This window comes from Streptomyces sp. NPDC004542, assembly GCF_040610035.1.
Lineage (GTDB): Bacteria > Actinomycetota > Actinomycetes > Streptomycetales > Streptomycetaceae > Streptomyces.
The window spans coordinates 1-11885 of sequence record NZ_JBEXLP010000076.1 but is presented as its reverse complement, the minus strand read 5'-3'; the positions used below and the strand labels follow the sequence as shown (position 1 = coordinate 11885).

General features: G+C 71.7%; 6 protein-coding genes and 2 pseudogenes. 1 reads left to right on the top strand and 7 read right to left on the bottom strand.

Going from position 1 to position 11885, the window contains the following annotated elements; all coding sequences use genetic code 11:
- Positions 1–3: 3 nt before the first annotated feature.
- From ABZX30_RS29625 to ABZX30_RS29600, 6 genes are all read right to left on the bottom strand, one after another.
- Positions 4–933: a DMT family transporter gene (locus tag ABZX30_RS29625; RefSeq protein ID WP_355938762.1), complete on the bottom strand. Its 930-nt coding sequence runs from the start codon at positions 931–933 to the stop codon at positions 4–6.
- Entirely contained in the window at positions 930–6299 is a 5370-nt protein-coding gene (locus ABZX30_RS29620; RefSeq protein WP_355938760.1) for an amino acid adenylation domain-containing protein, read from the bottom strand. Before ABZX30_RS29620 ends, ABZX30_RS29625 begins: the two co-directional genes overlap by 4 nt.
- Positions 6296–7117, bottom strand: coding sequence for a hypothetical protein (locus ABZX30_RS29615; RefSeq protein ID WP_355938758.1), 822 nt, complete (start codon positions 7115–7117; stop codon positions 6296–6298). The genes ABZX30_RS29620 and ABZX30_RS29615 overlap by 4 nt, the downstream gene beginning before the upstream one ends.
- Positions 7110–7364 (bottom strand): acyl carrier protein, encoded by a 255-nt coding sequence (locus tag ABZX30_RS29610; RefSeq protein ID WP_355938756.1) that lies wholly within the window; start codon positions 7362–7364, stop codon positions 7110–7112. The genes ABZX30_RS29615 and ABZX30_RS29610 overlap by 8 nt, the downstream gene beginning before the upstream one ends.
- Positions 7364–8245, bottom strand: a complete 882-nt coding sequence (locus tag ABZX30_RS29605; RefSeq protein WP_355938754.1) for a diiron oxygenase — start codon at positions 8243–8245, stop codon at positions 7364–7366. The genes ABZX30_RS29610 and ABZX30_RS29605 overlap by 1 nt, the downstream gene beginning before the upstream one ends.
- A 72-nt stretch (positions 8246–8317) precedes the next feature.
- A complete protein-coding gene (locus ABZX30_RS29600) occupies positions 8318–10264 on the bottom strand; it encodes an AMP-binding protein (RefSeq protein WP_355938752.1) in 1947 nt (648 codons plus the stop codon).
- A gap of 431 nt (positions 10265–10695) precedes the next feature.
- Between ABZX30_RS29600 and ABZX30_RS29595 the strand changes: the two are divergent.
- Positions 10696–11216: pseudogene (locus ABZX30_RS29595) on the top strand (transposase); the annotation flags it as partial.
- Between the two features lie 222 nt (positions 11217–11438).
- Here the strand turns inward: ABZX30_RS29595 and ABZX30_RS29590 are convergent.
- Positions 11439–11576 (bottom strand): annotated as a pseudogene (locus ABZX30_RS29590) (IS6 family transposase); the annotation flags it as partial.
- Positions 11577–11885 lie beyond the last annotated feature (309 nt).

The window sequence follows — 11885 nt, the reverse complement described above, 5'->3', positions numbered from 1 at the left end:
TCATCACCTCTTGCGCTGGCTGTAGACGACACCGGCGAGGGACAGCGCGCCGCCGACCACCGCGAGCCACGGCGGCGTCTCGTCGAGGATCAGCCAGGCCAGGGTTACCGCGATCGGCGGGGACAGGTAGGTCAGCGCGCCCATCTTCCCCGCGGTGGAGCGGGCCAGCGCGTACCCCCAGGTGGTGAAGGCGACCGAGGTCGGGAAGACGCCCAGGTACACCGTCCAGCCGATCGCCTTGCCGCTCGCGTGTGACAGGTTGTCGATCAGCTGGGGCAGGAAGGGCAGGCAGAGCACCGCGCCGACGACACAGGCCAGCCAGGTGATCACCAGGGCCGAACTGTTGCCGAGCAGCGGCTTCTCGGTGACGACGCCGCCCGCGTACGCGGCGGCGGCCAGGAGCGCCAGCGCACTGCCCGTCCCTGCCTCCAGCCCCTTGCTGGAGGTGGCGAGGCCGATCAGCAGGACACCGGTGAGGGCGACGACGCCGCCGACGACCAGCGAACGCGGGAAGCCCTCCCTGAGCAGGAACCCGGCCAGGACGGCGATCAGCACCGGACCCAGGCTGATGATCATGGATGTGGTGCCCGCGTCGATCCGCTGCTCGGCGGCGTTCAGCGCCACGTTGTACACACCGAACCACAGCAGACCGCACAGCACCAGGCGCGGCAGGTCGGAGCGCGGCGGCAACGGGACCCTGCGGACCAGGACGACCACACCCAGCAGCACCGCGCCGATGAACAGCCGCGCCAGGGTGAGCGCGCCCGGATCGAGGTCCTTGCCGGCCGCGCGGATGCCGATGAACGCGGAAGCCCACAGGAAGACGGTGAGCAGCCCGGCCGCGACCGCGAGCGGCGGGGTGCCCGGGGACGGGGCCGGGGGCTGTGACGAATCCGGTGAGGCGGTCCCCTGATTGGCTTGTGCAGAGGTCACAGATGTTCACTTCCTTGTCGTTCTCCGGGGACGGTTCGCTCGCAGGTGTCCAGGGCCGCCGCCAGCCGTCGCGCGACCTGGACGACATGGGGCGGGCGCAGCAGGGTGAAGTGGTTCCCGGGGAGCGTGGCCTCCTCACGGACACCGCCCCGGGTCTGCTGTGCCCAGGAGGCGCGGTGCTCGCGGAGCCGGTCACGGGCCCACCAGAGCGTCAGCGGGGCGTCGACGACCGACGGCCGGTGTGCGAGCACCAACCGCTCGTGCAGCTCGGCCAGTTCCGCCTGCCGGAGCAGGGCCTCGGACGGCAGTACTCGGGAGCCGCGCTCCTCGGTCCAGGATGTCAGCAGCTTCAGGCGCTCCGCCAGCGGCAGCCCGCGCAGCCGGTCGCGCAGCGCCGCGGTGTCCTCGGCGGTGACGTCGAGTCCGGGCAGTGAGTCGGCCAGGGCGACGGCGGGCGCGAGCAGCGGGTCGGGTTCGCCCTCACCGGGCACGGAGGAGTCGAGCAGGGCGACCAGCGCGACGTGCTCGCCCGCCGCCTCCAGCCCGGCCGCCACCTCGACCGCCAGGGCGCCGCCCATCGACCAGCCGGCAAGGTGGTAGGGCCCGGTCGGGCGGCGTTCCCGGATCACGCCCACGTACCGGGCGGCCATCTCCGCCAGGGTCGCCGCCTCGGCCTCGCCGGTCAGGGCGGACGACCGGATGGCCAGCACCTCGCGGCCCGGCGGCAGCAGCGTCACGAGTCGCCGGTACGCCATCACGTCCCCGCCCGCCGGATGCAGCAGGAACAGCGGCGCGGGCGTGACCGGCGCCCGCAGGGACAGGATCAGCGAGTGCTCGGACCCCGCCGAGATCAGTTCGGCGAGCCGGGCCACTGTGGGCGCCTCGAACAGGGCGGTGAGGGGCAGCCGCACCCCGAAGCGGCGGGCCACCACCGCCATCAGGCGCGCCGCGAGCAGCGAGTGGCCGCCCAGCGCGAAGAAGTCGTCGTCCGGTCCGATGGCGTCCGCGTCCCGTCCGAGCAGCCCGGCCCACAGGTCGGCGACCGTGCGCTGGAGCGCGGTGCGCGCCGCGCGGGCCGGGGCGGTGGCGGCGGCCGGGGCGGGCGCGGGCAGGGCCGCGCGGTCGAGCTTGCCGTTGGCGGTGACGGGCAGGGCGGTCAGGGGCACGAGGATCGGCGGCACCATGTAGTCCGGCAGGGACCGTTCCAGGAAGGCCCGCAGTTCCTGCGGTCCGGGCGGTTCGGCTCCGGCGGCCGGGACGACGTACCCCACCAGCCGGTCGTCCAGCAGCCGCACCGCTGCGGCCTGCACGGACGGGTGGGCGGCCAGCCGCGCCTCGATCTCGCCGAGCTCGACGCGGAAGCCGCGCAGTTTGACCTGGCCGTCGGCGCGACCGACGAACTCCAGCGCGCCGTCGGGCCGTTGCCGCACCAGGTCGCCGGTCCGGTACAGCCGTCCGCCGGGCCGGCGCGGGTCCGGCACGAAGCGTTCGGCGGTGAGCTCGTGGCGGCCTCGGTACCCGGCCGCGAGCTGCACCCCGCCGATGTGCAGCTCTCCCACGATGCCGGGCGGCAGCGGGGTCAGCCGGTCGTCCAGCACGTCCAGGGTGGTGTTGGCGACCGGACGCCCGATGGGCACGGGGCCGGCCGCGTCCTCGGGTCCGCACGGCCAAGCCGAGACGTCGACGGACGCCTCCGTGGGGCCGTACAGGTTGTGCAGCTCGACGGCGGGCGGCGGGAACACCTCGAAGAACCGGCCGACGAGGTCGGGCGGAAGGGCCTCACCGCTGGCGATCACACGGCGCAGCGAGCGGCAGCCGGAGGCTGCCGGGTCGGCGAGGAAGACGCGCAGCATCGACGGGACGAAGTGCACGGTCGTCACCGACGTACGGCGGATCACCTCGGCCAGGTAGCCGGGGTCGCGGTGGCCGCCGGGCCGGGCCACGACGAGCCGAGCCCCGGTCATCAGCGGCCAGAAGAACTCCCACACGGACACGTCGAAGGTGAAGGGCGTCTTCTGCAGCACCGCGTCGGCCGCGGTGAGGCCGTACTCCTCCTGCATCCACAGCAGGCGGTTGCAGATGCCCCGGTGGGTGAGCATGACGCACTTCGGCGTGCCCGTGGACCCCGACGTGTAGATGAGGTAGGCCAGTTGGTCCGGCGCCACCACCACCTCGGGGGCCGCGTGCCGCGGATCCGGCGGCTCGGCCAGGTCGACCCTCAGGACCGGTACGCCGTCCGGGAGGGCGTCCGGCGACCCGGTGACGAGGACCAGTTCGGCGCCGGCGTCGGCGAGCATGAACGCCCCGCGCTCCGCGGGCGTGGCCTGGTCGAGCGGCAGGTAGGCCCCGCCCGCCTTGAGGACGGCGAGCAGGCTGACGACCAACTCCACGGAGCGCTCCATGCACACGGCCACCGTCGTACCGGGCGCGAAGCGGTCCTCGCCGACGGCCCGCCGGATCCGCCGGGCCAGCCGGCCGGCCGCGGCGTCCAGCTCCGCGTACGTCAGGGAGCGGTCCTCGAAGACGAGCGCGGTGGCGTCAGGGGTACGACGCGCCTGGCGCTCGATGTGCGCGTGCAGCGGGATGCCGAGGTCGTAGGAGCGGGCGGTGTCGTTCCAGGCGTCGAGTTGCTTCAGCTCCTCGTCCGACAGCATGCGTGGAGCGGACAGCGCGTCGTCGGGCCGAGTCAGCAGGGCGTCGAGCAGGGCCAGGTAGTGCCCGGTGGTGCGCTCGCGCTGCACCTCGTCGAAGCAGGCGGTGTTGAAGTCGAAGTCGAGCACGAAGCACGGCGGCGCGGTGGCGTCCCGGCGCAGCTCACGGACCTGGAGGGTGAGCCGGTCGGGGGAGTGCCCGGTGTCGAGCAGTTCGAAGCCGGCCGTGCCACCGAAGCCTTCGAAGACCGCGTTCTGGTAGTTGAGGTACACGTCGTACAGACGGGCGCCGCCGCGATGCCGGGGTACGTGGTCCTGGTACCGGGCCGCTTGCAGGAAGGCGCGCTGCGTCTCGCGGGCGAGATGGCGCAGCGTGGTGTCGCCGCCGACCCGCAGTTGCAGCGGCAGCACGTTCATGAACAGGCCGGGCGTGTCGCGGAACTCGGCCGGGCGGTTGGCGAACGGCGTCCCCACGCGCAGCAGTTCTCCGCCGCCGATCCGGCGCAGGTAGGCGAAGAGTGCGGCGGCGAACGCGACGGCGGGTGAGGCGTGGCCCTCCTGCCGGGCGTACTCGGCGATGCGGGCACTGCGTCCGGCGCCGAGGTCCAGGGTGAGCCGGGCGGTGCGGGTCGTGCCCGCCACGTCGTCCTCCCTGCCGTAGAAGGCCGGCCGCTCCACGGGCTCGGCCAGCGTCTCGCTCCAGTGGCGTTCGGCCCGGGCGCGGCGCTCCGAGCCGCGCAGCGACCGCTCGTGGTCGACGTACTTCTGGAACGGCGGCAGCGGCGCGGCATCGTCGAGACTCCCGCGCCGGTCCAGGTCGTAGTACGCGGAGACGGTGCGCAGGAACAGCGACATGGACCACGCGTCGCAGACCAGGTGGTCCACGTTGAGGTACCACGCGTACGCCGTGTCGCCCAGCCACAGCAGCGCGGAGTCGAAGACGCACCGCTCCGGGTCGAGCCCCGCCCCGCTGCGTCGCCGGGCCCAGCGCAGGGCGGCCTGTCGGGGATCTGGTTCGGCGGAGAGGTCCACCAGGTCCACCGACGCGGGGACGGACCCGGCGACCCGCCGCACGGGCACGCCGTCCACCTCGTGGAAGGTGCTGCGCAGGGCGTCGCTGTGGTCCACCAGCCTCTGGAAGGCACGCTGGAAGCGGCCGTGGTCGAGCGGGGCGGCGATGGTGTAGAGGGCGGTGACGTTCTCGTAGTACAGCCGCACGCCCGCGGCGGTCTTCTTGCCGAACCACAGCGTGAGCTGGCTGTCCGTCAGATTCGTTACGGGCTCGGCCGCCGTCCGCCTCCCGGGCTCCGGCCCGGCCGTCACCGCGACCGCCTCCGGTGAGCGCACGGCCTGCCGGACCGTCTTGTGGAACTCCTCCGCCCAGCGGGCGACGGTGGCGGCGTCGAATAGGTCGGTGCGGTACTCGAGGCAGCCCAGCAGCTCGCCGTCCTGCTCGCGCAGGTGCAGGCTGAGGTCGAGCGGGGACACGCCGAGGTCGAAGTCGTCCGGGGCGGCCGGGGTGACGGTCAGCCGCCCGGCGCGCCGGGCCCCGGTGACGGCGGGCTGGAGCGAGAACGCGGTCTGCCGCAGCACCGTCCGCCCGGGCGGCCTGGGCGGGTTCGTCTCCCGCACGATGTCGCCGAACGGCAGGTCGTGCGTCAGCGCGCCCTCGACCGCCTCGCCGGCGTGCCGGGCAGTCTCCGCGAACGTCTGCCCGGGCCGCAGCCGCAACCGCAGTGGCAGTGTGTTCACGAAGAAGCCGATCAGCGCCTGTTCGTCGGCTCCCCTGCGCTCGTCCACGGGGGCGCCGACGACGACGTCCAGGGCGCCGGTGATCCGGTGCAGCGTGACGGCGTACGCGGCGAGCAGCAGGCCGTAGACGGTGGAACGGTCACGGCCAGCCGCGGCGCGCAGCTCCTCGTGGAGGCCGGCGGTCAGGCGGAAGCCGTACCGGGCGCCCTCGATCGCCTCCCGCGCCGGCCGGGGCCGGGAGGTGGGCAGTGCGAGGACCGGAAGCTCGCCGGACAGCTCGCCGCGCCAGTACGCCACCGACCGGTCGCGCTCGGCGCCGGCCGGCCGGCGCTCGTCGGCCGGGAGCGCGGCGAGGGGCGGCAGGGGAGAGGGGCGCCCCGAGGCGAAGACCTCGTACAGCGTGGTCAGTTCGGTGGTGAAGACGCCCATCGACCAGCCGTCGCAGACGAGGTGGTGCGCGACGACGGTCAGCACGTGCCGCTCGGCCGTGAACCGGTAGAGCGTGAAGCGGGCCAGGGGCGCCTCGTCCAGCGCGAAGGGACGCTTGCCGTTCTCGGCGTGCGCCCGGCGCGCCCGGCGTTCCCGTTCCGGCGGCTCCAGGTCGCCCAGGTCGACCAGGGGGAGGTCGACGGGCCGGGGCGCGACGACCTGCCGTACGGGTGTGCCGTCCCGCTCCTCGAACGCCGTGCGCAGCGACTCGTGCCGGGCCGTGATCTCGGTCAGCGCCCGCCGCAGCGCGTCGGCGTCGAGCGGCCCTTCGAGGTGCAGCGCGGCGGAGAGGTGGTGGGCCGGGCTGTCCGGGGCGAGGCGCTGGAGCAGCCAGAGCCGTTGCTGCGCGTCGGAGACGGCGCCGGGTTCGGCGGACCGCGCGGCGGGCCCGGCCGAGCGCTGCCGCAGCCGGGCCATGAAGCGGGCGCGCTCCGGCCCGGACAACTCGGCGAGGCGTCCCAGGAGATCGCTCACGAAGCCGCCCCTGCCACCCGTTCGAGGATGTCGTCGATGTTCGCGTGCGTCTCCAGCAGGGCGGCGATCCACCGCTCCAGACCGAAGGCGACGCACCCCGTGTACGCCGGTCCGCCGTCGGCCAGGGAGATGCCGCAGCGCTCCCCGAAGAAGTTGCGGTGGAAGTTCAGCGAGCCGATGGCCAGGTCGCCGCCGTGCACGAATTCTTCCTTCACCGGGAACAGCTGCGCCAGCAGCGCCCTCCCGCCGCCCTTCTCGAAGAACGGATCCGACGCCGGCTGAACGGCCAGTTCCAGCCCGAGCCGGGCCGCGAACTCCACCACCTTCGGCCGGAACGCGGCCAGGTGCGCCAGCACGGCCTCGCGGGGCCCAAGGCACACGATCTCCCGCATGGTGAACCCGTGCAGCCGACGTAGCCCGTCGTAGTGCTCCTCGTTGCGGAAGCACTTGGCGACGGTGGTGACGTGGCGGGGTCCGGTGAGGGTCGCGGAGCGGTGGTGCAGGTACACGTTGTAGCAGGCCGCGGAGGCCAGGCCGTACGCGCTCGCGCCGAGACGCTCCGGCGGCAGCGTCGCGCCGTCCTCCACCTTCTGGGCCGGTAGCTTCAACGGGGCCGTCATCAGTGCGAGTTGCGGAAAGTTGTCGAAGTAGTCGATGGACGCCAGGTCCGCCGTGCCGATGACCGCCGGGAAGAGCATCGGGGTCGCGCCGCACCCTTCGGCCCAGCCCCGGAAGCGCTCGTCCAGCAGGTCCATGAGGCGGACGAGTTCCGGGCCGAGGGCGACGAGCCCGTCGCGTTCCGTGTAGAGATCACTCATGGCTCACCGCGCCGTCCGCCAGGACCTTGTCGCGTATGCCGCGCAGGGTCCGGAATCCGACGACGTTCTCCGGGGTCAGCTCCAGCTCCCGGCCCGCCAGCTCCTCCAGCAGGAGCAGCAGGTGAGGGAAGTCGAGGGAGTCGATGAGTCGGCTGTCGATGAGGTCCTCGTCCCAGCCGATCCCGGTGACCTCCGGGTTGCGCGCCAGCAGCCACGCCCGTACCTGCTCGATCACGTCGGTCGCCATCAGGCCGCGGCCTCCTGGAACGGAGAGGCGGTGATGATGTCCTGGCTCACCAGGAACCGGGTGATGCGCTTGAAGAACGTCTCGTGGTAGGCGGCGCGTGCCGGGTCCCGCAGCAGTTCCTCACGGAAGGCGAAGGCCTCGGGGACGCCGGCGTCCCGGTACACGGCGGGGTTGTAGAGGGACTGCACGCTCGCGGTGATGTAGCGCCGGAGGTAGACGTCGAGACGCTCGCGCAGCTCCTGGTCGCCGCGCTCCCGCAGGGGTTCGTACAGCAGGCCCACGAGCTTGCGGCCCATGATGATGTGCCGCCACTCGTCGTCGTGGTGGACCTGGTTCACCTCTCTGATCAGGGGGTGCAGGGTGGTGTCGCGGCCCATCCTGATGTTGAAGTGGTCGACCAGCTCCTCGAAGACCAGGATGCGGGCGAAGACCAGGAAGTTGGCGACGGCGGCGTCCTCCTCCGGCGTCGCGACCGGAAGCGACTTGTCGGGGTAGATCTTGCCGCCGTAGCGCAGGCAGAACTGGGCGAAGAACCACATGTGCCCGTTCTCCTCGCCCAGGAAGCGGTGGAAGAACTCGGACGGCAGCTCGAAGCCCCGGGTGTGGATCCGCCGGGTCACCTCGATGAGCAACTCGCGTATGCCGTGGATGTTGAGGCTGAAGAAGTTGATGCTCTCCCACTTGCTCAGCCGCATGAGCTGTTTCTCGTCCAGCTCCCGTGCGTGCCGTGTGCCGGCCACCGTGAGCAGGTCGGGCGTCATCCACCACTGCTCCTCGGCGAGTTCGTCCACCCAGTCGAACCGTGTGTAGGGGCTGTAGTGGTGGTCGGTGGCGTCGGCGACCAGGTTGTCCAGCGTTTCCACCACGTCCGTCGTATCCATGTGCCCCCCTGCTGGGATCAGCGTGCGTCAGGAACGGTGAGATCTTCGGTCCAAGAGGTCGGTGCTCGCTGTTCAGCCGTTGTCGCTCCGGGCGATCAGACCGGCGATCTGCTCGTCGTCCACGGTGAGCGGTCTGCTCTCCAGCAGGGCGGCCAGCTTCGCGACGGTCGAGGCCTGGAAGAGGTCGCCCGTCGTCACCCGCACCGGCAGCTCCGCCTCGATGCGGACGGCGAGCTGGGACAGGAGGAGGGACTGTGCCCCCGAGGCGAAGAAGTCGTCGTGCACGCCGACCTCGTCCCGTCCGAGCAGCTGCGCCCATATGTCCGCGATCAGCGCCTCCAGCGGGGTGCGCGCGGGAGCGGCGGTCCGCTCGCCGGACGCCACCGTGCCCTCGGGCCGCCAGCCGCCGACCGGCGACAGGTCGCCGGACAGGTACGCCTCGCGCGTCGCGCGGCGCTGGATCTTGCCGCTGGAGGTCTTGGGGATGGTGCGGGCCGGGATGAGCACGAGTTCGTGGAGGTCGGCCTCGCACTCCTCGCGCACCGCCCGGCGGACGGCGAGCGCGACGGCTTCCGCGTCCGCGCCGTCCACGACCTCGGACACCAGGACCAGCCGCTCCTCCGCGTCCACGGGAACCGTGAACGCCGCGCCGCATCCGGGCCGCAGGGCGGGGTGGCTCCGCTCGGCGGCACCCTCCACATCGTGCGGGTACACGTTGCGGCCCCGCAGGATGAGCAGGTCCTTCAGCCGGCCGGTGACGGCGAGCGTGCCCTCCTCGTCCAGTGCACCGAGGTCCCCGGTGCGCAGGTACGGGCCCCGGCCGTCCGGGAGCGTGGCGCCGAACAGGGCAGCGCTCTCGGTGGGACGGCCCCAGTAACCCGCCGAAACACTCGGTCCCGACACCCAGATCTCGCCGACCCGCCCTGCCTCGGCCGGCGCCAGGGTGGCGGTGTCCACCACGACGACGGACTGGTCGCCGCGGGCGGTCCCGCACGCGATCCGGGACACGCCCTCGACCGGGAAGCGGCGCACGCGCTCGCCGACCGGGTCGGCGGTCACCAGCAGGGTGGCCTCCGCCAGGCCGTAACTGGGACGGAAGGCGCCAGCGTCGAAGCCGGCCGGGGCGAACCGCTCCGTGAACCGCTCGATCGTCTCCACGCGCACGGGTTCCGCACCGTTAACGGCCGCGCGCCAGGACGAGAGATCGAGAGACTCCCGTTGTTCGTCGTCGATCTTCCGCAGGCACAGTTCGTATCCGAAATTCGGGGACGGGCTGATCGTGCCGCGGTACGCGGAGATCGCTTTCAGCCAACGGTAGGGTTTCTGGAGGAAATGCAGGGGCGCCATCAGAATGCCCGGGAATCCGCCGTGAAGTGGTTCCAGGATGGCGCCGATAAGGCCCATGTCGTGATACGGGGGGAGCCAGCTCACCATGACGTCGTGACCGGACCCGGCAAAAGCCCGGTAGATGGCCTCCAGATTGTGGATGAGGTTCGCGTGCGACAGCATGACGCCCCGCGGAAGCCGCGTCGAACCGGAGGTGTACTGGAGGAAGGCGAGGTCCTCGGGGGTCGTGGCGACCGGCCGGGCGCCGAGCGGCCCGCCCGTCTGCGGCGCGCCGCCCGTCAGGGCGTCGGTCGCGAGCCACTCCAGCGGGGCGTCCAGCGACGACCGGGCGATCGGCAGCAGGTCCTTCGTGGTCAGGGCGATGCTCGCGCCCGCGTCGGCGATGATGGCGTCCAGCCGGCCCAGGCCGCGGGCGTCCTGCGGCGGGTAGGCCGGTACGGCCACGACACCCGCCAGCAGGCACCCGAAGAACGCGGTGATGTAGTCGAGGCCCGGGGCGAAGAGGAGGAGCGCCCGTTCGCCGCGCCCGTGCCGCGCGCCCAAGGCGTCGGCCACGTCGGCGGCCGCCGCGTACAGTTCCCGGTAGCTGATCCGCTGCTCGTCGTCCTCGCCGTCGGCGAGGAATACATACGCCGTGGCGTCCGGCTTTTCTAATGCTCTGTCCCGGAACATATGAACGAGAGTAGGGGATGTCGGCGACGAGATTGCGGGCATGCTGACCGCCCCTCCGGACGCGATAGGACCAATTTATTCGGCTATCTCCCAGCCGCACGAGGGGCAAGAATAAATGCGGGTCCAGGCCACGTCAATGCGGTGGTCAGGGGTGTCTGCAATGGTCGCCGATATTCTGCCACCGGAGGCGGTGGGAAGATCTTCGTAAAACATTGCGGTGATGTTTCGCGGTGTGCTGCCGGGGGTGTGCGGCGATACGCTCCGGCCGCCCGGGGGCGGTGGGCCGAGTACCGTTCCCGCAGACAGGGGAGGCGATCGGCGCCTGGACGCGGGAGCCTCCCCTGCCGCTCCGCTCCCCCGCGCCACCCGGCCGGGCGTGCGTCCGGTGCCATCCGCGATGCCGACCGGCGTCGGATTATGTCCGAAACATGACCGCACGCGCCCACCACTACGCCGCCGGGATGTGCCTCGATCCAGAGGTGCTGGACGCCCTGGAGAAGGCTGCCGAGGAGGAGAAGGCCCACTCAAAGGGGGCGAGGGCGAGGAACAAGTCGGACAGAACGCCGACTTCGAAGCCAGGCGAGCCGAACGCCGACGCGTTCGGCGACGCTGCAAGCTCCGCCTGAAGGCCACCCCGCTGGGACGCTCTCGGGGCGGGCAGACCAGCAAGGTCCACGTCGCCGCCGACCGCAAGTGCCGACCACTGGTACTCACGCTCACCGCCGGACAGGCCGCCGACAGCCCGCAGTTCATCCCTGTGCTGGACAAGGTGCGCATCCGCATCCCCGTCGGCCGTCCACGCACCCGGCCGGACGCGGTCGCTGGCGATAAGGCGTACTCCTCCCGAGTCAACCGCGCCCACCTGCGTAAACGGGGTATCAAGGCGGTCATCCCGGAGAAGAAGGACCAGGCCGCCAACCGGAAGAAGAAGGGCCGCCGGGGCGGCCGTCCCGGCGGGGCTGTCACGTTGTTGAGTGTGTGAGTGCCTGACGGTGTGTCGGGTGTGGTGGGGTCGGGTTCCGGCTCCGTGATCAGGCTGCGGCAGGCAGGCAGGCAGGCAGGCAGGCAGGCCGACGACGCCGGTGACCTGGTCCCAGATGCCGAAGCGGGTGGTCATCTCGACGCGGTATTCGGCGGCGGTCAACAGGTGGCGGCGGGGCCGGAAGTGGGGTGAGATGCCGCTGAACGCGGCCGGGAACCGCTGAGCTCCGCCGCCGCTGCGGAAGCCCTTCATAGCACGCTCGCAGTGCCGGGTGGGCTGGTGGGATTTCTCGGCCCGATTGTTCAGACTCTTATGGGTACGGTGTTCCACCAGGGCGACTCTGCTGCGCAATTCGTTCAGGCGGAGAGTCGGTAGCTGAGCCGTTCGAGTCGGCTGCTGCGGGGGGTGCGGTCGTGGGGGCCGGTGGTCCAGTAGGCGTCGAGTCTGACGATGTTGAGTGCGGTGGCGGAGAAGGCGTGTTGGGGTGTCGGTAAGAACGCCAGGGTCTTTGAGAAGTGATCTTGTGTCCGGGTTCGTCATGCCAGGGGGCTTCCCCCGAAGCGTGGACACCGTTTGCTATGCGGCAGGGGCCAGCGTAACCGATCGCTGTTCGAAGGCGATCGGACTGATGTAGCCAAG